Raw genomic sequence first — 24,639 nt, 5'->3', positions numbered from 1 at the left:
TTTTTCCTCTCTGTCTATATTTATTCAAATTTTCATTTTATTATAATGTATTTTCTATATTTTGTAAACCCTTGTTCTGCTGTCATATCCATTTGTCCTTCGTAGTGATTCTATGGCTGCATTTTCAATAATTTTACCGTATAAATCACATTCCGGCGGAAAAACTTTTATTATTAATTGTAATCGGCAAATTTGTTTGTTATAATCTTTAACGTGTATTTTAACTTCGCAGCAAAACAAGGAGGCAAATTCCTCTGCTCCTGCTTAGGGCAGTCGCATTTTGCTTCGCAAAACAAGGAGGCAAATTCCTCTGCTCCTGCTTAGGGCAGTCGCATTTTGCTTCGCAAAACAAGGAGGAATGAATATGTGTGGATTTGCAGGGTTCACCGGGTATCTTGAAAACGGTGAAGAAGTTCTCACAAATATGATGAATAAAATTATTCACCGCGGTCCGGACAGTGCCGGACAGCATATTGACGGGAAAGCATATATGGGCTTTCGACGTCTTTCTATTATCGACCTCGATAACGGCAGCCAGCCGATGTATAATGAAGATAGAAAAATTGTCATTACATTTAATGGCGAAATTTACAACCATCAGGATTTAAGAAAAGATTTAATCGAAAAGGGACATACCTTTGCCAATAATTCCGATACAGAAGTATTGATTCACGCTTATGAAGAATACGGCGAAGATATGCTTTCCAAGTTAAGAGGTATGTTTGCCTTTGTAATCTGGGACAGTGAAAAGGAAACGATTTTTGCGGCAAGGGATTTCTTTGGCATTAAGCCGTTTTACTATGCCGTTGTTGACGGAAATCTGGTGTATGCTTCTGAAATTAAAAGTATTCTGGAATATCCGGGCTACAAAAAAGCAGTCAATGAAACTGCACTGGAAAATTACCTGACTTTCCAGTATTCCGTACTGGAAGAAACATTTTTCAAGGGCATTTATAAGCTGATGCCGTCCCACTGCTTAACATTCCATAACGGTGAGTTAAACATTAAGCGTTACTGGGAACCTGTTTTTGAAGCAGATGAGTCCGTTTCTTTAGATGACTGGGTTGAGCGTATCGACAGTGCAATGCACGATTCCGTGGAACACCACAAAATCAGTGATGTTGAGGTCGGCTCTTTCCTTTCAAGCGGTGTGGATTCCAGCTATGTTGCCGCAATTTTTAACGGGGATAAGACTTTCACGGTTGGCTTTGACTATGAAAAATATAATGAAATTGACTACGCAAAGGCACTTTCCGAAAAAATTAAAATTGACAATTATTCCAAGCTGGTTTCCAGTGAAGAATACTGGGCTGCGATTCCAAAAATCCAGTACCATATGGACGAGCCTTTGGCAGACCCGGCTGCGATTGCCCTCTACTTTGTAAGCCAGACGGCTTCTAAGCACGTAAAGGTTGCACTCTCCGGCGAAGGTGCCGATGAATTTTTCGGCGGCTATAATATTTACAGAGAACCGCATGACCTTGCAGGCTTCCAGAAACTTCCTTATGTTTTACGAAAAGGACTGGCTTCCTGTGCTTCTGCACTGCCGTTCCGTTTTAAGGGAAAGAATTTCCTGATTCGTGCAAGCAAACCGGTGGAAGAACGTTTTATCGGAAATGCGTTTATGTTTAACGAAAAGGAACGCAGCCGCGTTTTAAAAAATCCAACCGGAAAGTACAATCATACGGAGCTGACAAAACCGTTTTACGATAAGGTTAAAAATCAGGATGATGTCACAAAAATGCAGTACATTGATATTAACTTCTGGCTGATTGGCGATATTTTATTAAAAGCCGACAAGATGAGTATGGCACACTCCTTAGAGGTCCGTGTTCCATTCCTTGACAGGGAAGTTTTTGATGTTGCACGACATATCCCGACAAAGTATAAAGTCAATAAGCAGAATACAAAATATGCAATGCGTATGGCTGCGCACCGCTATCTGCCGGATATGGTCGCAGAAAAGAAAAAACTTGGCTTCCCGGTACCAATCCGTATCTGGCTGCGTGATGAAAAGTATTATAACGTAATTAAAAAAGCGTTCCACAGTGAAGCTGCCAACAAGTATTTTAATACCGATGTTTTAATGCAGTATCTTGATGAACATAAGGAGGGCAAAGCTGACAATTCAAGAAAGATTTGGACAGTTTATATGTTCCTTGTATGGTATGAAGACTTCTTCGGAGATACAAAGCAGGCCGCATAAACGTGCGCTGCAAGACGCACAGGAAAGGGCGGGTGAAAAACGAAAGCTTTTTCACCCGCCCTTTTAGCTTTATGATATTACAAGTCCGTTTCTTATGGTGTACTGCCGTCCATCTGCAAAAAATGTACCGCTATAACCAAAATCAATCGTTCCTCTGTTAAAGTACCACTGACCGTACTCGTTGCTGCCAATTCCGGTGTATGCAAAATCAATTACACCATTGTTAAAATACCACCAGCCATACTCGTTTACTGCCATTCCTGTATATACAAAATCAATTGCGCCATCTTTAAAGTACCACCAGCCGTAATCATTCACTGCCATTCCCGTATAATCTGTCAGCACCTGCCCATTCCGGACATAGAGCCATCTGTCATCCGGTATCAGCATTCCCGTAAATCCGAAGTTTAACTGTCCGTTTGTATAGAACCATGTTCCATATTCATTATCCGCAAGTCCGTTAAATGTCAGATTCAGCTGCCCGTTATTAAAATACCACCAGCCATACTCATTGCATGCCATACCCGTATAACTAAAATCCAGCTGTCCGTCTTTAAAATACCACCAACCGTATTCATTCACTGCCATTCCCGTATAATCTGTCAGCACCTGTCCATTCCAGACATAGAGCCATCTGTCATCCGGTATCAGCATTCCCGTAAATCCGAAGTTTAACTGTCCGTTTGTATAGAACCATGTTCCATATTCATTATTCGCAAGTCCGTAAAATGTCAGATCCAGCTGCCCGTTATTAAAATACCACCAGCCGTATTCGTTACACGCCATACCTGTGTATGTAAAATTAACATCACCATTCTGAATGTACCACCATCCGTACTCATTGCATGCCATGCCGCAATAGTCTGCAGCAATCACATCATTTGCATAATAGTGCCATACACCCTCTGCATCCTGACGCATTTCATAGACAACTTTTTCCTCTGTGTCAGGCTTTGTCGGTTCTGTGTCCGGTTTCTGCGTTGGCGTTTCCGTCGGCTGTTCAGATGGCTTTGTCACCTCTGTCGTACTTTCTGTTGGTTTTGTTGCTTCTGTTGTGGCTTCCGTCGGCTTTTGTGTCGGCTTTGGCGCTTCTGTCGTAGCTTCCGTCGTACTTTCCGTTGGCTTTGGTGTCGGTTTTGGCGCTTCTGTCGTAGCTTCCGTTGTACTTTCCGTTGGCTTTTGTGTCGGCTTTGGCGCTTCTGTCGTGGCTTCCGTCGTACTTTCCGTTGGCTTCTGCGTCGGCTTTGTCACTTCTGTTGTAGCTTCCGTTGTACTTTCCGTCGGCTTTGGCGCTGCCTGCGTTATTACAAGTGTATGCTCTGCCGTATGTGTTCCTGCTTTTGCGGTAATTGTAACCGTTCCTTTTGAAAGTGCCGTGACAAGACCGTTTTGATCAACTGCTGCAATATTGGTATCCGAGCTTATCCACACAACAGTTGTATCATCTGTTGTATCCTGCGGAAGAATGACAACCGATAATGCCGCTTTATCTCCGGCTTTAAGTTCTCCTGTTCCTGTAATCTTTATATCTGTAATCGGTTTCTTTACTGTAACCGTACAGCTGTCCTGCATTTTTCCGTCTTCTGTTTCAACTGTAATCACCGCACTTCCGGCACCTTTGGCTGTAACCACACCTTCCTGTGACACTTCTGCCACACCACTGTCCGAAGATGTCCAAATTACATTTTTATTGGCAGCATTTTCAGGCAGCACCTCTGCCGTAAGCTGCTCACTCTGCTGCCAGTTCAGTTCCAATGCATGCTTATTTAACTTCACCGCCGTTACTGCTGTGTCCGGTTCTGCAACGTTATTTGTAAATGCCTTAATTCTGAAGTTTGTATTATTAGTATTTCCATAGTCGCTCCAGCCATAATATTCATTCAGATAAATATAACTCTGATGCGGCTGTGCAGCACAATTGGCCTGAATTCCGTTTAATGTTCTGGCACAGTCATAATAAAGCATAACTGACTGACCGCCCGAACCGGCAAATGCTGCTACTACTGAAAATATCTCTCCCTGATTTACTGTTACCGGTTCGTCAAACGCAACCGTCTTTAAAAGATTATCCTTGTCGCCGCTTGAAAAAGAGCCGCTTTTTTGTGCTTTTAACTCGCCGCTTTCAGGATTGTCCACATCTGTAAGACCGGTGTAAATACTGACGGTATAATCCATCTGTTTTGCCATAACCTCAAAAGATGCTGCCGCAATCTGCTCTGTGCCATTCTCATTGGCTTTTGCGGTAAATACATTTGCCGCCTTAAACTGCTGCTTTCCTGTCATCATTGCAAATGCACTTCCGTCATATTGATAATTATTATCATAATTATCCGCAGGTTCTGCTTCAAATGCCACTGCTGAACCGGAAAGACTTTGATCATAATATGAAATATAAAAATATCCGTCCTCGCCAAAATCACTTCCCCAGCTGTTACGGACTATCCATGCTCCATTTCCCTCCGGTGCTGTCGGGAAATTCTGTGCCGGATAATCATCATCCCAGCCTACAACAGTGACTGCATGGTTGGTTGTCTGTTCGTCATAACAATAATATCCGGCTGTATCTGCATTATAATACTGATTGCTGGCAAACCCTGAATATGTATATGCATAATAACTGATTCCGACTGCACCATAATCCATCACAGCCTGTTTTACATCTTCCATATTCTGCAAATTATAACTTCTATAATTCTGTAAATGCGCCACATCTGCATAAGCAAGTTCATCCGAAAGTCCTGTATCCAGTACATCGGCTGCCGTTTCATACGGTGCGCTTTCCTCACGTGCCGCTGAAAGCCAGTCTGACAGCGTATTAACCGCCATCTCATAATTTCCGCCACGCATCAGATAATTTATATCTGTATCCGTATACACGTAATCATCACCTGTCAGTCCGCCCAGCTTATCCTTCACAGAATGCGTTGCAAAATAAATCAGTTGCAATTCCGACAAATCCGTTTCCCCGTAACCTTTTTTCATCAGATTGATTTCCATGCATGCAATCGTTGAAAATGCCCAGCATGTTCCATAACCTCCCTGATTTCTGACCGCCGGCAGCTGCTGCGTCCGGTATTGTCCCGGTAATTGTTCTGCTGCTGATTTTAACAGTCCTTCTGTATCCTCTTTTTGTACTTCCTGCCTTTTTTCAGAAAAGCTGTCCGAAATATAACCTGTCTGTGCAATGCCGTCTTCCAGCCTGCTTTGCTCTGTTATTACATCTGCCGGTGCCGCGGTCTGCTGTATGTTTTGCGCAAATGCGGGACTTTCCGATGTAACCAGAAGTGCTGCACTTAATACCGCAGCGGCGGCTTTTCTGATACATTTTTTCATATGACCTCTCATCGCTTGTCCTCCTTACATCCTTGTTTTCTTCCGCAAAGTAAAAAATCTACAAATGATTCTTAACAATTGCCTATGCATTTATAGCATATCCATTATTTACTATATTTTGCTGTATATTTTCATTATACACACCCATACCGTCAAATGCAATCATTTCATGCACGCCACAATATTTTCCATAGAAAGTATTCTGTCGGCATAATCTGCCATCTGCCTGTCATGCGTAACCATGACAATCGTCTGTCCGTACCGCATAGACGCTCTTGATAAAATCGCCGCCACGCTTTCTGCATTTTCTGCATCTAAATTTCCTGTCGGTTCATCGGCAAGAAGCACCGCCGGTCTTGTAACCAGCGCCCTTGCAATTGCCACACGCTGTTTTTGTCCGCCGGACATTTCATCGGGATACCGCTCCCTGCAGTCCGTAATTCCCAGTTCTTCAAAGAGCCGCTCCAGCTGCTCCTTATCCACCGCCCGGTGTGCAATCTTTAGCGGAAGCAGCACATTTTCATATGCCGTATATTCCGGAAAAAGACTGTAGTCCTGATAAATAAACCCGATTTTTTCCTGCCGGAACTGTGCCAGCTTTTTCCCCTTCAGCCCCGAAATTTCTTCACCTTCCACATAAACCTTTCCTTCATCCGGTTTATCAAAACTCGCCAGTATCCGAAGCAAGGTAGACTTTCCTGAACCGCTTCTTCCGACAACCGCCACAAATTCTCCACGCTCTACCGAAAAACTGCACCGGTTTAGTGCCTTTACGACAACACGCCCCGCCTGATAGGTCTTTGAAATATTTTCTGCCCGTAAAATTTCTCCCATAATTTCCTCTTTTCCGCAGGTACTAGATTTTACCCTGCTTTAATGCAAACTGCGGCAGTACCACCCTGAAAACCGCGCCCTGCCCGTCTTGTCTGTTATATGCCTGTATCGTCCCGCTGTGTGCTTCAACCACAAGCCTGGAAAGATTCAAGCCGATACCTGTCTGAAACGATGCGTAATCTCCCTGCGTTTCAAACCTGTCAAATAAATGTGCCGTGTCGCCGTCCACAAATCCGTTTCCGTTATCCACTACCTTAATAACACACTTATCCGCATGCACCACTGCAACTATTTTTACCTCCGGCTGTTCTTGCATCTGTTGTGCTGCCCGTGCCGCACGGCAGGCATTTTCCACAAGATTAATCAATGCTTCCGTAATCCACTGTCCGTCTGCATAAATCTGTGCGTCCTTATCCGCACAGTCAAAGGTCAGTTTACAGTCTGTCTGTACTGCCTGTCTGACATTTTCAAACAGACCTGAAATGCTGACCGGCTCTTTTATAAAACGCACCTTTCCGGCTTCAATGCGGCTGATTGTAAGTAACTGACGGATAAATTCCTTGATTCTTTCCACATGTAAAAAGCACTGCGCAATGTCATTTTGTATCGTCTGTTCCTGCGGAATTTCTTCCCGGATAACATCAAGTAACAGACTTAATCCCGCAAGCGGTGTCTTAATCTGGTGTGCGATATTTTCTGTGAATTTCTGTACTTGTTCTTCTTTTCTTTTGGTATACCGCAGTGCTGCTTCCAATTCCTCACGGCATTTTTTTATCTGCACTTTATCACTTTCCAACAGCGCATAAACGTCACTGCCGCCAATCTTTTTTACATACCGCCATGAAAGAAGCCCCATAACAGCCAGTATAACAATACCTGCAATCAGAAATCCCTTTCCGCCCGCATACCATGTCAGCCACAAAATTCCCTGTTCCGTGTAACCGCTTTCATAAACCGCCGATGCCGCAGAAATGAGATTTTCATAATTTATCTTTGCCATAAACATATGATTGGTGACTAATATGCCAGCGGACGGATTGCTTTGATAGACCGCGCCAATCACCGCCTGACATTTTAATTCATAAAACACCGCCATTCCCGCAAAGCTTAAAAGCCATACTACAAGCCATGTCAGATTCATGACTGCCGCACGCTTTCTCACTTCATTTTTACCAAATTGATTTTTCGTCCGTCCCGCCGCTTTCTTCTTCACTGATTACACACCTCAAATTCCACCGGTAGCCATATCCCCGGATTGTTTCTATATATTGCTGTTTTCCCTCTGTATACATGCCCAGTTTATTTTTTAACCGGCTCACCGAAACAGTTAGTGTATTATCTTCTACAAAGTTTCCGTGTCCGTCCCACAGCTTTTCTAAGAACTGTCCTCTTTTAATAATAATTTCGGGATTTCTTAAAAAAATTTCTAACAGCTGTGCTTCTAACGGTGTCAGCTTTAACAGCTGTCCGTCCTTAAATATTTCCGCTCTTTCAAAATCCGCCCTGATATCGCCGCTGGCTAAAATTTTCCGCCGGTTGTATCCCTGCGGCAGCGTGGACAAATCCGCTGCGGATATTTTTGATACTTCCGGTATAACCTGTACTGTCAGCCTGCGCAGGTTTGCATGAATCCTTGAAATCAGCTCCGCGACCCGAAACGGCTTTGTAATATAATCATCCCCGCCGATATCCAGTCCCTTTGTGATACTTTCCTCGTCATCACATGAAGTCAGAAACATCACAATCGCCTGTGAAATTTTCCGGATTTCATGACAGATATCAAACCCATTGCCGTCCGGCAGCCACACATCCAGCAGATAAATGTCATACTGCTGCCCGCTCTTTATCTGCTCCATCGCCTGCTGTTTATTTTCAACTGCCTGTACCAAAAAATCCCTGTTCTGTAACAGCCGTACCAGACTATCCTTTAATGAAATGTCATCTTCTACGACAAGTATTTTTATTTTCCCATTTTGTTCCATCTGTCTGCTCCTGTTTTACCGCTTTTCCATATTTTGACATAAATCAGCGCCGTTAGCAACAATCCTGTACCGGCAATTGCCGCAGCAATTCCCGCGGTCTGTAAGCTTCCAAGCGCCGGTCCGCCCTGCACTGTCCCTGCTGCATAAAACAAAATGCCTGCCATGACGGTCCCCGTCACCGTTGCCAGACTACAGTTTTGCATTTCATCTGTATAAATGGCACTCCGCTCCATTCCAAGTTCCATTAAAAGACGTATCCTCTTTTTCTGCTCCTGCAGATAAAACAGACTCCATACCACCAGAATCAATCCATACAGTAAAAGAATCCCGGCGATTGTAATGCCATAGAAAAACAATTGATTGAGATATTGTATCCTGTACACGTTGTTTTCTTCAAAATGGCTCACATAAGAATAGCCGTAGGAATCCAGATATGCTCTTAACACCTCATCTGTTGCCTGATACAATGCCGATAATCCGTAGGATACCATCATCACATTCTGACCTAAATCCCGATACTGCTCCGGGTCATATTCTTTTTCCATGACCGTACACATTCTTTTAGCAGACAACTGATAACGATTATAAACGACACTTTCCGGCATAATCCAGTATTCCTGTGCATTCATTTCCTTTAATATAGGAAACTTCTCATAAAATGCCGTTTCGTTTTCTTCATCCAGATAGACAACTGCTGCCACTGTCACCGGATTTTCTGATTTATATATATTTTTACCGGCACGGTATCTATATAAAATCTTTTCCTGTAACGTTTCCGGAAGTTCCTGAATTTCCTGTCTGATTTCATCTTCCTGCTTGTCATCCATATCTGACAGGATTTCTTCTGCCGCATCAAACTCTGCTGTTGAAAAACGCATTTTCTGCATATAATCCGCGCATTCCTGATACAATTCCGATACAGCATAACTTGAGTGATTATTATTCATCCAATAAAAGTAGTCCGAAGATGACGATAGTGTATCACCTGCCTTACAGGTGTCCACATATTCCCCGGCAGCCCCTTTCTGAATCACCAGTACAGCCTGCTCTCCACGTTCAAAGGCTTCATAATCTCTGTATTCTTCATCGATATAATCTTCCAGCTCCTCATAAACTGCCCTGTTTGCCGCCACATAATAATCCAGACTGCGCGTTCCGTTAAATTTACTAAAAACAAAATGTGTCATTGTACGTGTTCCGCTGTATGCCGGCATTTCATACTTCATAACACCCTTGTTTAAAAAATTTTCCAGACCGTTTTCTTCGATGTACTGCTTATAAAATTCAGTATCATTTTTAGTCTTATAATACAGAACCATCCAGTTCTGCACCAATGCGGTATCTGTTTTGTCAATTCCTGACATCTGTCCGATATATGCCGTCAGTGACTGCGGCAGGCCATGAATTACACGCATTTTCCCCGTATCATATTTGTAATCCATCATTACCTTCTCCCCGTCCAGTACCGTCTCGGAAGATGTTGTGCCGCTGCTTTCACTTGCTGTATCTGAATTTCCTTCATCGATAATACCGTCCGGTGTAATTATTAAATCCGGCTGTCTTTTTTCATGGATGTATGCTTTCTGTACCGCCGACATTTTTTGTGTGCAGACAAGCACCGCAAGCACAACAATACCCGTAAATCCCGCTTTTATAACATGCTGTCCGTACCGCATTGTCCACACGGACAGCTTCTTTTTCTGCTTTTGCTTTTCCCTGTCCACTCTTTGCGCCGCATACAGTCCCCACAAAGCCGTTATCACACAAAAAACCGCCGTCCATGCCGCCACACTGCCAAAGGCAGTCAGCGTAAGCTGTGCCTGTGCATTCTGCCGCTGTAACAAAATCCACAGAATCAGCCACACGATTCCAATGCCTGCTGCCGTTCCGACAACCGCCGCCGGTACAATCAACACACACAGTTCTGTAAGCTGGTACCATGCCCGGCAAAAACGTGTCATGCCCATTCTCTCAAACTGCCGGTAAGCTGTTCTGCGCTCCCGCTGATATGTCCACAAAACTGCCGCCGTAACAAAAATTCCCGCTGCCAGTGCGAAACAGCCCGCATAGAAACTCATTTTCCCGAAATCCGTTTCATGACTGTCATATGTCTTACTGTTATAAATCAATTTTGTATCTGCGGTTGATACCTTATACATGCCCTGATATATCTGCCTGTAATCCGCTGTATGGATATCTTCATTAAGTGCGTAAAGCGTTGTAACCGATTCCGTCTGCGCATAGTTTTCCGCCTCTATCTGCGTAACAAGCATGACCGGCATATAACTTCCGCTGTCCCAGTATGCCGCATAATCCTCCAGTACGCCTGTCAGCATATATTCCCTGACTGCCAGCCGCTTCTCGTAAATACTGGTCTTATTGTTTTTATCAGGATAGGAAACAGTTATTGTCTGCCCCAATTCTTCAGAATATCCAAGTGTTTCCAATGTATGCCGCTCTACTGCAATTTCATCATTATTCTGCGGCATTGCTCCTTTCAACAGTGTAAGTGATGCCAGCTGTGCCGCCATACTGTCCATATAACCTATTTTTATCTCTGTTGACGACAATTCGGAGACACTGTATACTGCCGTATTCACAGCTTTTCCGCTTCCTGCCAGATACGGATGTGTCTTTAATTCCTCCGACTGCGTTCCGTTACTGCTGTTTTCCATTATAAACCAGCCGCCAAATGTTTTCTTGGTCACTGCTTTCTGATAACTTAAAATGCCATTTGCACTTACCACGATAACCGCTATGAAAACTGCCGCAGCCGCCGCTGTAACCGTTACCTTTCCCGCCTGTTTCTTTCTTTTTGTCAGACTGTGTAACACATTTTGAAGAATCTGCATTGCACGTCACCTGCCCTTCCCCTGTTTTTATATGTTTATCTTATCACAGGAACGTGACAATTCCCTTACAAAAAAGAAAACCTTGCAGAAGATTTTCCCTTCTGCAAGGTTTTCAACCTTTTATTTCATTCTTTCTTAGACAAAAACGAATCTTACTTAAAGTATTCCACGCCGGATTCAAATATCTTCAAATCCTGTTCGCCGTAGATATTGATTGCAACGGAATCACCGCGTCTTTCGGAATGTGCCATTTTACCAAGGCATCTTCCGTCAGGGCTTGTAATACCTTCAATCGCCATATAAGAACCGTTGACATTCCATTCTTCGTCCATAGAAACATTTCCTGCCAGATCACAGTACTGTGTTGCTACCTGTCCGTTTTCAAACAGCTTATCTAACCATTCCTTCGGTGCTACAAAACGACCTTCGCCGTGTGAAGCAGGGTTTGTATATACACCGCCTAATTCAGCCTTTGCAAGCCATGGGCTCTTATTGGATACAACCTTTGTGTAAACCATTTTTGAGATATGGCGGTTGATGGTGTTAAATGTCAGTGTCGGTGACTGGTCGTTCTGCCCGGTAATGGAGCCGTTTGGCACAAGACCCAGTTTGATTAATGCCTGGAAACCGTTACAGATACCCAGTGCAAGACCATCTCTTTCATTTAACAGTCTTTCAACAGCTTCCTTCATCTTTGCGTTACGGAATGCCGTTGCAAAGAACTTCGCAGAACCGTCCGGTTCATCACCTGCGGAGAATCCTCCCGGGAACATGATAATCTGTGACTGGTTGATTGCCTTTTCAAATTCATCCACAGATTCTCTGATTCCCTGTGCAGAAAGGTTCTTAAATACCTTTACGATGACATCTGCGCCTGCACGTTCAAATGCCTTTGTGCTGTCGTATTCGCAGTTAGTACCCGGAAATACCGGAATAAATACAGTCGGCTTTGCTACTTTATTCTTGCATACATAAACACTGTCTGCCTTGTAGAGCTTACTTTCAACCGGTGTTTCATCCTTTGAAACCTTTGTCGGGAATACATTTTCAAGCGGTTCTTTCCATACGCTTAATGCTTCTTCTGCATTAATTGCCACTTCTTTATAAGTAAACTTTGCTTCATCTGTTACTGTACCAACCATTGTATACGGTACTGTAATTTCTGATAAACGGCTCTTTTCTACTTCTGCCACAATACAGCCGTAAGCCGGTGCAAATAACTGTTCTTCCTTGAGATCATTATTTAACGCAAAGCCTTTCATATTACCGAATGCCATCTTTGAAAGTGCAGGAATCAGACCGTTTGCATCGCATACATAAGCAGAAACCACTGCTTTCTTTACAATGAGTTCATGAACAGCCGCATATAAAGCCTTTACCTGTTCAAAATCCGGTAAATCATATTCATTCTTTGTAATATCAAACCGTACCAATACATTTCCTGCTGTCTTTAATTCTGGTGTAATAATGTCGCTTTCCTTTGCTACATCAACTGCAAATGAGCAGAGTGTCGGTGGAACATCAATATCTTCAAATGTTCCTGACATACTGTCCTTACCGCCGATAGACGGAAGTCCGAAGCCTAACTGTGCTTCATAAGCACCTAACAGTGCTGCAAACGGCTGGCTCCAGCGTGACGGGTCTTCTGTCATTCTTCTGAAGTATTCCTGGAACGTAAAACGGATCTTGCTGTAATCACCGCCTGCTGCCACAATCTTTGCAACAGAATCAATAACTGCATAAACCGCACCATGGTATGGACTCCACTTTGACAGATATGGGTCAAATCCATATGCCATCATCGTTACAGTATCGCACTTACCCTTTAATACAGGGAGTTTTGCAACCATTGCCTGTGTTTCGGTCAGCTGATACTTACCGCCGTAAGGCATGAGTACCGAACCTGCGCCGATAGAGCCATCGAAACGTTCTACCAGACCTTTCTGTGAACACTCATTTAAGTCTGAAAGAACCTTTAACCACTTACCTCTTACATCTTCAACCTTGCCTGCATTTAAGACACAGTCTTCCTTCTCCGGAATGTCAACCAGTACAGAAGTTTCCTGATGTGCACCGTTGGTATCCAGAAATGCTCTTGAAATGTTGACAATTTCCCTGCCTCTCCACTCAAGCACCAGTCTAGGCTCTTTTGTTACAACCGCAACTTCTACTGCTTCTAAGTTTTCTTCTGCGGCATATGCTAAAAATGCTTCTACATCTGCCGGATCAATGACAACCGCCATTCTCTCCTGTGATTCGGAAATTGCAAGTTCTGTTCCGTCAAGGCCTTCATATTTCTTTGGCACTTTATCTAAGGATACGCGTAAACCGTCTGCAAGTTCACCGATTGCAACGGATACACCGCCCGCACCAAAGTCGTTACACTTCTTAATCAGCTTTGTAACTTCCGGTCTTCTGAATAATCTCTGCATCTTACGCTCTGTCGGTGCATTACCCTTTTGTACTTCTGCACCGCAGGTTTCAATGGATTCTGTTGTATGCACCTTTGAAGAACCGGTTGCACCGCCGCAGCCGTCACGTCCTGTACGTCCGCCGAGTAAGATAATAATATCGCCCGGATCAGAGGTTTCTCTCTTTACGGCACTTCTTGGCGCTGCTGCCATAACGGCACCGATTTCCATTCTCTTTGCCACATAATCCGGATGATAAATTTCCTTTACATAACCGGTTGCAAGACCGATCTGGTTACCGTAAGAGCTGTAGCCCTGTGCAGCTCCTGTTACAAGCTTTCTCTGCGGAAGCTTGCCCTTTAAGGTCTGTGAAATCGGAACGGTCGGATCTGCTGCACCGGTTACACGCATTGCCTGATAAACATAGGTACGTCCTGAAAGCGGGTCACGGATTGCACCGCCAAGGCAGGTCGCCGCACCACCGAACGGTTCGATTTCTGTCGGGTGGTTGTGTGTTTCATTTTTGAAGTTTACAAGCCATTCTTCTGTTTTTCCGTCAATTTCAACCGGCACAACAATACTGCACGCATTGATTTCATCAGATTCTTCCTGATCCTGTAACTTTCCTTCTGCCTTTAACTTCTTCATTGCCATCAGGGCAAGGTCCATTAAGCAGACAAATTTATCTTTTCTGTCTTTATAAATTACGGCTCTGTCTGCAAGATACTTTTCATAAGTTGCCTGCATTGGTGCTTTGTAATAACCGTCTTTAAATGTAACGTTCTTTAATTCGGTTGCAAATGTCGTATGACGGCAGTGGTCAGACCAGTATGTATCGAGTACCCGGATTTCCGTCATGGAAGGATTTCTCTTTTCCTCTCCTGCAAAATACTGCTGGATAAATGCAAAATCCTTAAAAGTCATAGCAAGTCCTAAAGAATCATATAATTCCTTTAACTGAGTTTCTGACATTTCATTAAATCCGTCAAAAATCTTTACATCTGCCGGCACTTTAAATTCTGTCACCAGTGTCTTTGGCAGTTCACTGGATGCTTCCCTTGAATCTACCGGATTGATACAGAGTTCCTTAATCTTTTCTTTTTCATCAGCTGTTAACGCACCCGTCAATACATATGTAACTGCTGTTTTGATAACCGGTGTTTCATTTTCATTGAAAAAACGCACACACTGCTCTGCGGAGTCTGCTCTCTGGTCAAACTGTCCCGGAAGATATTCTACGGAAAATACGAAATCATCAGCATCTGCCGGAAATTCCATTTCATATACATCATCAACCGGTGGTTCTGAAAATACCGTTGTCAATGCCTGTGTATAAGTTTCCTCTGAAAGATTCTCAATATCATAACGGATTAAAACCCTTACCTGTGAAATCGTCTTAATTCCCAAATATCCTGCAATCTCATCATGAAGCTCTTTTGCTTTTACAGCATATGGTTTTTTCTTTTCAACAAAAACTCTTTTAACGCCGCTCATCTTTTCCTCCTAAAATTCTGCCGGGTGCAAACTTTACCGCGCCCCGCTTTAATGTATTATTGAAATAAGTATCATTGTAGCATATCTGTCAAAATTAAACAATAACTACTCATGCATTCTTCGTATAATCTTATATACAACCTCATTTCCCGTAACCATCGGTGCCGTATGCGCAAAAAATACGATACCGTCCGTCTGGGAATAGATTTCACTTTTGACTTCTCCCTCATACGGATCAATTACCTGTGCAATCAGATCGCCGTGAAATACCGGGTCTCCCGGATTTTTCAAATGCCTGTAAAATCCGGCATCATATGTTTTTACCGGAAGCAGGTCATATTCATTAATCACACTGGCAATATAGCCGCTGTGGTTGTTATATTTTAAAATGCCCATGCGGGTCAGAAAACGAAGCACCGATGACACAGCCTGCCTTGCTGAACGGTCATCCACCAGATCAGTACTGTTGGTATAAATCGAAAATGCATTTGTTCCATTCATCTGCCAGTTATAATTTAGTGTTACCGTATCCATCGGCTTTGGCTTTCGGATAACTACATACTGTAACCCGAACAGATTCGCAAGGCTTGCATTCTGATAACCGGTTTCCATCATGCGCACATGCGGGATAAAATCCCCCGGCATATAAAAGCTTGCAAACTGGATACCGTAGCTGTATCCTTTTACCTTTTCAAACAGTTCTCCCGCAATCTGCTTTGTGGTATCTCCACGCAGATCGCCCGGAAAGGTTCTGTTAATATCTATATTATCCACTGCCCAGAACCGTTTGCCAACATTCATGGAATAACTGTTTGCCGTTGGCACAACCAGAATGCCGTGTCCGTGTGTAATCGCCCCGTGTGCTTCCAGCTCTTTTAAAACTTTAATCAGCTGTGAACAGATATAGAGCTGCTGCATTTCATTTCCCCGCAACGCCCCGACGATACAGGCTGAATTCTCCTCTCCGCCGAACCGGTAGCCCTCTACAACAAAATCTTCCCGGTAGAGGCCTTTTAATCTATATAACTCAATTTTTTTCATGCTTTTCCTCCATATACCCGGGCAATCAACGCACCTTTGTATACAACCGGATTTTCCCGCAGGGTAAATATAATTCCGTTTGTCGGTGACTCAATTCTCTGAATCACCTTTCCTTCTATCGGCTCAATAATATCGCCGATATGCGTTCCCATCTCAATTGCTCCCATATGGTCTGTTGCTGCAACAAACACACCGGTCTGAGCAGCATTGATAATGCTGACTTCTCCTTCGGTAGAAATAATCGGCTGTTTCACCTGCGGTGCTTCATCCTCCCATATTCCCATATGAATCAGCATATTAAAAATGCCGTCTATCAGCTGATGGCAGTATGCATTATTGATACGGTGTCCCACACCCATTTCAACCACTAAAGTCGGCACACCCATATTATTCAGGCTGTAGGCAAGTGTTGCTTCCAACACTGTAATAGATGAATAAATCCAGACAAAATCCGCATTGAGCAGCTTTGCATACGGCAGAAGCTTCTCCTCGTTGTCATCATTTAAACGCACCTGCGGCACTTCTTTGACAAAAATATTGCTGGAATGAATATCCAGACACATATCGCTTCCAATAATATCATCAATAATCCCGGCAGCCAGATATTCCGTAATCGCACCATTGTTATCTCCCGGAAAGACCCGGTTCATATCAAGGTCAAACATAGGGATTCCTCTTGAACCTGTATCAAGTCCAAGAGGATTCACATCTGGATATATATCAACAATTCCTTTCAACTTCTCAGGATGAGCATTCAGCTGCTTCACAATCTCATAGCAGACATACTGCCCATCCAGTTCATCTCCATGCGTACCCGTCACAATGGAAATTCGCTTTTCATTTCCTGTAAGCTGTTTCGGTGCAAGTCTGTTTTTTCTCACCGTCAGTCTTTCATGAACTGCCAAATCTACCGATACAACTTCCTCTATCATCGGATTGTTCCTCCACTATTCTTCATAATCCCTTACAACGATACTGTCATTGACCTTTCGGACTAAAACATGTACCAGTGTATCCGCCGGTTCATAAACCTTGGCTTCTATATAAATACGTGCTCCCGGAAAGATTTTGGAATCAACCTTTACAACAGCTTTTCCGGACTCTTTAATCAAATCGTATAGCCGCTTGCTTTCCTGCTCACACTTAGCCTTCTCCGCACTCTTTATAATCTTGGACTGACAGATTTTCGTATAAGAAACGCTGTCAAATGCCTCAGGTTTCACATCCCTTACCATCGTCAGTTTCTTCAATGCACTCTCATACATTTCAATCTGGGAATCAATATCCTTTAACTGTACAATAATATTGGCATAATCCATACGGAGTTTCTTTGTTGCTCCGATTCTTAAATTGGTCGGTGCATAAGATGCATTACCGGCATTGGAGGTTTCAATCCCCATAACACCTGTTACATCACCGCCGTGAATCGTTCCTCTGCTTCCCTGTACAATGACTTTGCCAAGTGCCATAATCTTACTGCTTAAAATATAGCCTGCATTGACATCGCCTTCCGCATAAACAATCGCATTCTCAAAAAAACGTGCCGAAATATTCCCTTTGGCTTCAATCTGTCCGATGCCATTGGCGTTGACGCCTTTATTTAAAACGATATCTTTATTTGACTTAATCACCGCACCCTCTACATAGCCACCGATATAGATGCTGCCCATTGCCCGGATTGTTACACCGGTAATAACATTTCCGGTGATATTGACATCCCCATTAAAATCAATATTACCAATATTCAAATCAACGTCACCACTGATGTCCAATACATTCACGATACGCAAATCATAGTTACAGTATTCAACTTTACCGTCAATGGCTGCATAATAGGTATTACCGTCCTCTGACACGGTAAATCCTTTGCCTCGCAGATTGGATTTTGGTTTGCCCGCCTTCGGTGCTAAAAGTTTCCCCTTTACATCAAATCCAAACACACCTTTCGTCGGCGGATAATACTGTGCAAGCTTATCACCCTCACTCACCTTTTCATACAGCTTCATATTATAATAGTCAACCGAGCCGTCTTCACGCACAGACGGTTTTGCCTTCAAATCCGTTTCAAATTCAAATTCATAGTAACCGTCTGCGCCATCCTGCACCATCTTCCCCTGTGCAACGACCACCGCTGTATTATAAATCTGCTCCTCCACCATATGATGAATCCTGGCATCATCCAACCCCATCTTTACTCCGGCATTAGACAAAGCCCGCATCACTTCTTCATATGTATAGGGGTCTTCCTCTTTTGCAGGTTCACTTAAAAAAAGGGTCGCAGACATATTGTCATCGGCTATTATGACCTGAATATCTTTTTTATTAAGTTGTCCCATTTCATCAAAAAGTTCAGGTGTTCCCATATGTACCTCAATTCTGCCCCAAAAGGCCTCATATCCTATTTCATCAATATCCTACTTTTTTAATGCTTCTGACTCAAGCCTCATATTCATCATAACATCACTTGGTATCAGCGGATTGAGCAGCTTTGTCACATCAATCCCATGTTCCAGCCCAAGTCTTATCTGCTCCATCTGTTTAAAATCATATGCTGCATCTGCATAGAGATTAACATTCACACCGCTTTCCAGTCCCAAAAGGACTTCCTGGCTCTGCAATTCATCCAGCCCGCCGCCTTCGGATTTGCCCTCAAGCTTTAACCTCATATCTTCCATTTCCAGTGCATCGATAAACGGATCTGCATAGCCTGAAACATCAATTCCGGCTTCCAGTCCCAGCCGTACCTGTTCCATCTGGGCGGATGAAAATCCAACCATCGAATACCAGCTGACATCAAGACCAGCCTGTAATCCAAGCCGCAGCTGCTTCATCTGGTCCCCCGTATATTCATGCAGCAGATATTTTGTAATATCTACACAGTGTTCAATACCAAGACGGATTTCCCGCAGCTGATATTCATCAAATCCTTCATTGACAAAGAACGATAAATCAATCTCTTTTTCCCTTGCCTTGCGGATCTGTCTAAGAACATTCCCTGAGAATCCCCGTTTTGCGTATTTTGTAATATCATAATTCATCCGTTCCGATAAACGGATTTCTTTCATGACCGAATAATCATATGCCGGATTGCATACCGCATCTAAATCCATATGTTCCCTAATAACCGCTTTAATTTCCTCCATCTGCATATAATTATAACGGTTATCCGCAAACGGCGTGATATCCATGCCTTCTTCGAGCGCCAGCCGGATAGACTTCATCTGCGCTGCGTCATACTTTTTATCCGCATATTTTGTAATATCCACTTCATTGTTCAAGCCTTTGGCAATCTCTACGGACTGCAGTCGGTTAAACCCCATCCCCTGAAGTGCTTCCTTTAAAGTACCATCTTTTCTGCTTTCTTCTAATTGATTCTTAATACTATTCTCCATATGCTATTCTCCACTCACTGCCAATTATTTTGTCAGACGTTCCTAATATTGCGTTGGATTTTTCACTCACGAGCCACACTTGTATATACAGCTTACATTAATTCTTTTAATTATTATACAATATATTTAACTTTATTGCACTAAATTTTTCCAAAAATCTGCTAATATATTTTTAAAATTGTGCTTTGTTACCGGATAAACCTCATTCCACTCCCTCGGATACAGCTTTTCATATCCGGGTGTCAAGAATCTGTCATCGAGTAAAATAATCACTCCACAGTCTTCCTCCGTGCGGATAACGCGCCCTGCCGACTGTAATACCTTATTCATGCCGGGATAGATATAGGCATACGCATAACCATCCTTTCCACATCCGTCAAAGTAATCCCGCAACAGATTTCTTTCCTTTGATATCATCGGAATTCCCGTACCGACAATAATCGTTCCGATAAGACTTTCTCTTTTTAAGTCAATCCCTTCTGAAAATATGCCGCCCATTACACAAAATCCTAAAAGGCTTCCGCTTCCCTGCACATTTTCAAATAAAGACAGAAAATTTTCTTTTTCCTGTTCTTTCATCGACGGAAGCTGCACAATTAGATTCTGTTCTGCTGTAAGCTTTGGTGTACCGCCCTCTGCGCCCATGATGATTTCATCCGGTTTATACATCTGTTCATAGTTTTCTTTTACCTGCTGCAAATATCCATATGATGGAAAAAATACGAGATACCGTCCCGGATGCACCTGTACCGTTTCGGCAATGTAGCGGCATACTTTCCGGTATTCCCCTGCATTTCTTCTTGTATATCTGCTGCTGACATCTTTTCCGATAACAATTCTGCGCTTTTTACTGTCAAACGAAGACTGTGCATACACTGCATAATCCTGTGTATCTGCAGTCAGCATTTCTTTAAAATAATTGACCGGAAGCAGCGTCGCCGAAAAAAACACGGCACTTCTTCCCTGTGCCAGTCTTTCCGACAGATTCGTTGACGGGTCTACACAGAACAATTTCATATAAAAATGATTGTTCTCATCATGCTTTGTATAAATCAGATATTTTTCATCCATGCAGTCATACATATTCAGAAAATGCCGCAGTGTAAAGAAAAACTGCAAAATTTCCTCCTGCTGCGGATGATTTTTATGATGTTCCAGAAAATGCTGTAATCTTACATAACACCGTTCCAGTGCCGCAGGAAAAGTTCCCAGATAATCAATCACATCTATTGTATCACATTTTCTTTTATATTCCAACAATCCGGCATTGCACTTTTCAAGGCTGTTATACAATGCCCTGTCTGTATCTTTTACATATTTTTTTATTGTCAGAAAATCCTCTTTTACAAGAATAGCACTGTACATCTGCCTTGCCCTGTCAACCAGATTGTGTGCTTCGTCCACCAGAAAAATATACTCGCCCCTGTTTCCTTCGCCAAAGTAGCGCTTGAGTGCCACATTTGGGTCAAAAACATAATTATAATCACAGATAATGCCGTCACACCAGTATGAAATATCCAGCGACATCTCAAACGGACAGACACAATGTTTCTTTGCATATTCCATCACTTTTTCACGGTCAATCACCATTTCATGTGTGATCATGTCATAGACCGCATCGTTAATCCTGTCAAAATGTCCTGCTGCCCTCTCGCATTTAACAGGATTGCAGTTTCTTTCCTCCAGAATGCAGATTTTATCTTTTGCCGTCAGTGTCACCGTACGCATAGAAAGCCCCTGCCTGCGCAGAATTGAAAAGGTTTCTTCGGCAACGGTTCTTGTAATCGTCTTAGAGGTCAGATAAAAGATTTTGTCTGCCTTACTCTGTCCCATGGCACAGACTGCCGGATAAATAGTTGAAATGGTTTTTCCAACACCGGTTGATGCCTGAATAAAAAGATTTCTTGCTTCCCCGATGCAGTGATAAACACCTGTTACCAGTTTTTTCTGTCCTTTGCGGTATTCAAACGGAAAGGACAGCTTCTTAATCGATGCCGTCCTTTTTTCACGTTCGCAAAAGACAAAATCTGACCACCGTTTAAAGCTGTTGATCAGCGTTTCAAACCATTCTGTCAGTTCTTCTTTTGAATATTCTTTTGTAAAACGCTTTATTTTTTCTGTTTCAGGATTGGCATAGGTCATCTGTACGCCGATACCGGAAAGATGGTTCTGTACCATATAAATATAGCCGTACACCTTTGCCTGCGCTTCATGTACCGACACCGGCTGTTCTAACTTTTCCACATCAGACTGCATGGTTTTAATCTCATCAATAATAACCTTTCCAACCGGTGTCTTACTGCCGTCCGCTTCTTCGTGGAAATCACTGATAATACCGTCCGCCCTGCCCTCCAGACGTATGATGTAATCAATATCCTCCACCGTTTCCGGCAGTTCAATTTTTAACGGAACTTCCGCCCTGTAAGATGCGCCCATGCTTTTTTGTATTTTTTTGTGCATGCGCGTACCCTCCTGCATCAGACGCACATCTGAAAATCCGCCGGTTCTGTTATCAATATCACCGCTGCGGCAGATAAATTCAACCAGTCCGCGGACTGAAAGTTTAATTACGTTGTCCTTTATTACATACATCTATTGTTTTCCTTTACCTCGTAAAGATACGACCTGCCCTGCTTTCCTACTCTTGTAACCGTCTGCGTATCCTTTAAAATATTAAGTGTTATCCTTGCCGTATCCACCGGAATATGGGCAGCTTTTGCAAAATCCGCCGAAGTAAACGTGCCATCCAGTTCATACGGCACAAACTGCATATAGTCTTCAAGCTGCTCAATTGTCACTATCTCCCGTATGCCTATCGGGATTCTGTCTTTTTTTTCGCCGTGCCTGCGGATTCCTTTTTTGGTACGAATCCGCTGCTGTAACGTCTTATACTCCTGCATATCCATCAGTACCAGTTTGACCGTCAGCTGTGGGTGATGCAGATACTGTTTGATTTTATACAGCTCCGTAAAAGCATCGTAGACCGTGTAGTGGCGCGGTGATTTTCTTGGTTCACTCACCTCCCCTGTCTGTTCATCAACCCAGAACACCCATTTGTTGCAGGGCATCGGATAGACAATTGTTACCGGATAGTGGTTCAAAAAGACTGCCAGCTTTTCACGAAGCCGCTCAAAGCTTCTTGTCTGGATTTCAATAACCCCGTTTTCATTGTAAATATCCGCAAAATAACCCTCAAGCGCAACTTCATGGTTGTCTTCTTCCGGCTCAAAAAATTTTTTCAGTACACTATGTACCGTCTTTTCGGAAAGTGTTCCAATCCCTTTATTATGCCTATTTGCCGAGAGTACTGCTTTCTTCGCCTGCTGGAAGCGTTCCTGCTGTATGTACTGTATCTGCTGTATCTGCTTCTGTTTCATTTACAATCCTTTTTTCTACGACATAACCTTCTGTAATGGTATATTCTGTATCATCAAATTTCACTTTTCCGCTAAAGTCATATCCGATTCTGCCCTGCTGATAATACCATTCACCGTAACTGTTTGCGCCAATACCGGTATATTCCTCATTTAACAGACCATTTTCAAAATACCACCAGCCGTATTCATTGTGCGCCATTCCCGTATATTCACGATTCAGTTGACCGTTTTCAAAGTACCACCAGCCATATTCATTTAACGCCATTCCCGTATAGGCATCATTTAAATTGCCATTTTCAAAATACCACCAGCCATACTCATTCAACGCCATTCCCGTATAATTCAGGTTTAAAAATCCATTTTCAAAATACCACCAGCCGTATTCATTCAACGCCATTCCCGTATATTCACGATTCAAGTTGCCATTCTGATAGTACCACCAGCCATATTCGTTACATACCATTCCGGTATAATCCCAGTTTAATACGCCATTCTCAAAATACCACCAGCCGTATTCATTCAACGCCATTCCCGTGTAATTCCAGTTTAACTTTCCGTCTTCAAAGTACCACCAGCCATACTCGTTACATGCCATTCCCGTATAGGCATCATTTACATAACCGCCCTGAACATAGTACCATTCTGCTCCGTCACAAAGCATTCCGGTATAATCCATGTTTACAACACCGTCCTGCATATACCAGCGGCCATACTCATTTTCTGCAATACCTGTATAAGAATCATCTATTTCACCGTCTGTAACATACCACCAGCCATATTCATTTAACGCCATTCCCGTGTAATCCGATACTTCACCGTCTTCGTAATAATGCCAGTCACCGTATTTATCCGTACATAGACCATTTTTCTTATGCAGTCCGAAATAATCTGCAATTCCGCTGGCATCTGCCTGTCCCATACGTACCAGCATGTTGTCATTGGACAAAAATACATGTGTATCCCCTGCATCTGAAAGATAAGCATGTTCTACAATAATTCCCGGTACACCGTTGTACTTGGAATTTCTGATGACACTGTAATAATCCGCGCGGCTTCCATCCGGATACCAGTTGGTATCATCATCTTCCTCGCCATCACTATCTCTTGTATACAATCCATTCCGGTATATGCCCATTTCACTCAGGTAACCCGCAATATGCTCAGATACCGCATATCCTATATCATTAAATTCTGATACATAGTGATTATTGGGATAATAAATTTCATATCCGCTGTCATCGCCCGAATTGTTATGCAGACTTACAAAAAGGTCCGCTCCGACTTCTCCTGCATATTCTGTCCGCTGTATTAAGTCCTGTTTGGTTGTACTGCCTTCAAACGGACACGCAATGGTATCATGTGTCATATAAACGGTTATGCCATCGTATTTTTCAAGCTCTGTACGGCACGCCAGTCCGATTTTTAAATTTAATTGCTGCTCTTTTAAACCATATGCTGCCGCCCCTGTATGTGTACTGTCATGTCCGGGATCTAACATCACTACAACATTGTCTGCCGCTTCTGCCCTCCGGATGCCGTTTAAAAAAAATGCCGCCGTCATTGCAAACGCAGCTGCCGCCAGCACTGCTGCCTTTCTTTTTTTCATACTTTTGTGCCTCACTTTCCACTTATTCTAAACTAAAAACAGTATACCATACTTTTCCCCATTGTGAAACTTCCCGTTGACAGTCTTCCCACAAAAATGTCATACTTACAG

The 24,639-nt window shown here is 43.0% G+C and carries 14 protein-coding genes; 1 reads left to right on the top strand and 13 read right to left on the bottom strand.

From position 1 onward, the window contains the following. Positions 1-364: 364 nt before the first annotated feature. A complete protein-coding gene (asnB, locus tag LI288_RS03540; protein WP_227089460.1) occupies positions 365-2,206 on the top strand; it encodes an asparagine synthase (glutamine-hydrolyzing) in 1,842 nt (613 codons plus the stop codon). A gap of 69 nt (positions 2,207-2,275) precedes the next feature. Here the strand turns inward: asnB and LI288_RS03535 are convergent, their stop codons facing one another. The 13 genes from LI288_RS03535 to LI288_RS03475 all read right to left on the bottom strand — a co-directional run bounded on the left by LI288_RS03535 (position 2,276) and on the right by LI288_RS03475 (position 24,528). Next, positions 2,276-5,551, bottom strand: coding sequence for an Ig-like domain-containing protein (locus LI288_RS03535; RefSeq protein WP_227089459.1), 3,276 nt, complete (start codon positions 5,549-5,551; stop codon positions 2,276-2,278). A 150-nt stretch (positions 5,552-5,701) separates the two neighbouring features. Continuing rightward, complete coding sequence (locus LI288_RS03530) at positions 5,702-6,373, bottom strand: ABC transporter ATP-binding protein (RefSeq protein ID WP_227089458.1); 672 nt, start codon at positions 6,371-6,373, stop codon at positions 5,702-5,704. 22 nt (positions 6,374-6,395) lie between these two features. Then, the gene (locus tag LI288_RS03525) at positions 6,396-7,586 is read right to left on the bottom strand and encodes a sensor histidine kinase (RefSeq protein WP_227089457.1); all 1,191 of its coding nucleotides are present in this window, start codon (positions 7,584-7,586) and stop codon (positions 6,396-6,398) included. Then, positions 7,543-8,355: a response regulator transcription factor gene (locus LI288_RS03520; RefSeq protein WP_227089456.1), complete on the bottom strand. Its 813-nt coding sequence runs from the start codon at positions 8,353-8,355 to the stop codon at positions 7,543-7,545. Before LI288_RS03520 ends, LI288_RS03525 begins: the two co-directional genes overlap by 44 nt. Beyond that, the gene (locus tag LI288_RS03515) at positions 8,334-11,207 is read right to left on the bottom strand and encodes an FtsX-like permease family protein (RefSeq protein ID WP_227089455.1); all 2,874 of its coding nucleotides are present in this window, start codon (positions 11,205-11,207) and stop codon (positions 8,334-8,336) included. Before LI288_RS03515 ends, LI288_RS03520 begins: the two co-directional genes overlap by 22 nt. Before the next feature lie 152 nt (positions 11,208-11,359). Then, on the bottom strand, positions 11,360-15,112 hold the full coding sequence (locus LI288_RS03510) for a phosphoribosylformylglycinamidine synthase (RefSeq protein ID WP_227089454.1): 3,753 nt from the start codon (positions 15,110-15,112) through the stop codon (positions 11,360-11,362). A gap of 105 nt (positions 15,113-15,217) precedes the next feature. Beyond that, positions 15,218-16,153, bottom strand: a complete 936-nt coding sequence (locus tag LI288_RS03505) for a M14 family metallopeptidase (protein WP_022431918.1) — start codon at positions 16,151-16,153, stop codon at positions 15,218-15,220. After that, a complete protein-coding gene (locus LI288_RS03500; RefSeq protein WP_227089453.1) occupies positions 16,150-17,085 on the bottom strand; it encodes a M14 family metallopeptidase in 936 nt (311 codons plus the stop codon). The genes LI288_RS03505 and LI288_RS03500 overlap by 4 nt, the downstream gene beginning before the upstream one ends. Before the next feature lie 15 nt (positions 17,086-17,100). Beyond that, on the bottom strand, positions 17,101-18,516 hold the full coding sequence (locus LI288_RS03495) for a DUF342 domain-containing protein (protein ID WP_022431920.1): 1,416 nt from the start codon (positions 18,514-18,516) through the stop codon (positions 17,101-17,103). Between the two features lie 51 nt (positions 18,517-18,567). Beyond that, positions 18,568-19,545: a hypothetical protein gene (locus LI288_RS03490; RefSeq protein WP_227089452.1), complete on the bottom strand. Its 978-nt coding sequence runs from the start codon at positions 19,543-19,545 to the stop codon at positions 18,568-18,570. 132 nt (positions 19,546-19,677) lie between these two features. After that, complete coding sequence (locus LI288_RS03485; RefSeq protein WP_227089451.1) at positions 19,678-22,137, bottom strand: ATP-dependent DNA helicase; 2,460 nt, start codon at positions 22,135-22,137, stop codon at positions 19,678-19,680. Then, positions 22,128-22,922, bottom strand: coding sequence for a hypothetical protein (locus LI288_RS03480; protein WP_227089450.1), 795 nt, complete (start codon positions 22,920-22,922; stop codon positions 22,128-22,130). Before LI288_RS03480 ends, LI288_RS03485 begins: the two co-directional genes overlap by 10 nt. Then, positions 22,837-24,528, bottom strand: a complete 1,692-nt coding sequence (locus tag LI288_RS03475; RefSeq protein WP_227089449.1) for an N-acetylmuramoyl-L-alanine amidase family protein — start codon at positions 24,526-24,528, stop codon at positions 22,837-22,839. The genes LI288_RS03480 and LI288_RS03475 overlap by 86 nt, the downstream gene beginning before the upstream one ends. Positions 24,529-24,639: the final 111 nt, after the last annotated feature.

This window comes from Lachnospira pectinoschiza (genome assembly GCF_020564355.1).
Classification (GTDB): Bacteria; Bacillota; Clostridia; order Lachnospirales; family Lachnospiraceae; genus Lachnospira; species Lachnospira intestinalis.
This window is presented reverse-complemented; position numbering and strand designations above follow the sequence as displayed.

Bases quoted from the DNA above. Each gene is read 5' to 3' on its own strand.
- LI288_RS03485 (WP_227089451.1), bottom strand. From the start codon at position 22,137: ATGTATGTAATAAAGGACAACGTAATTAAACTTTCAGTCCGCGGACTG.
- LI288_RS03505 (WP_022431918.1), bottom strand. From the start codon at position 16,153: ATGAAAAAAATTGAGTTATATAGATTAAAAGGCCTCTACCGGGAAGAT.
- asnB (WP_227089460.1), top strand. From the start codon at position 365: ATGTGTGGATTTGCAGGGTTCACCGGGTATCTTGAAAACGGTGAAGAA.
- LI288_RS03475 (WP_227089449.1), bottom strand. From the start codon at position 24,528: ATGAAAAAAAGAAAGGCAGCAGTGCTGGCGGCAGCTGCGTTTGCAATG.
- LI288_RS03490 (WP_227089452.1), bottom strand. From the start codon at position 19,545: ATGGAGAATAGTATTAAGAATCAATTAGAAGAAAGCAGAAAAGATGGT.
- LI288_RS03520 (WP_227089456.1), bottom strand. From the start codon at position 8,355: ATGGAACAAAATGGGAAAATAAAAATACTTGTCGTAGAAGATGACATT.
- LI288_RS03495 (WP_022431920.1), bottom strand. From the start codon at position 18,516: ATGGGAACACCTGAACTTTTTGATGAAATGGGACAACTTAATAAAAAA.
- LI288_RS03510 (WP_227089454.1), bottom strand. From the start codon at position 15,112: ATGAGCGGCGTTAAAAGAGTTTTTGTTGAAAAGAAAAAACCATATGCT.
- LI288_RS03535 (WP_227089459.1), bottom strand. From the start codon at position 5,551: ATGAGAGGTCATATGAAAAAATGTATCAGAAAAGCCGCCGCTGCGGTA.
- LI288_RS03530 (WP_227089458.1), bottom strand. From the start codon at position 6,373: ATGGGAGAAATTTTACGGGCAGAAAATATTTCAAAGACCTATCAGGCG.
- LI288_RS03500 (WP_227089453.1), bottom strand. From the start codon at position 17,085: ATGATAGAGGAAGTTGTATCGGTAGATTTGGCAGTTCATGAAAGACTG.
- LI288_RS03515 (WP_227089455.1), bottom strand. From the start codon at position 11,207: ATGCAGATTCTTCAAAATGTGTTACACAGTCTGACAAAAAGAAAGAAA.
- LI288_RS03480 (WP_227089450.1), bottom strand. From the start codon at position 22,922: ATGAAACAGAAGCAGATACAGCAGATACAGTACATACAGCAGGAACGC.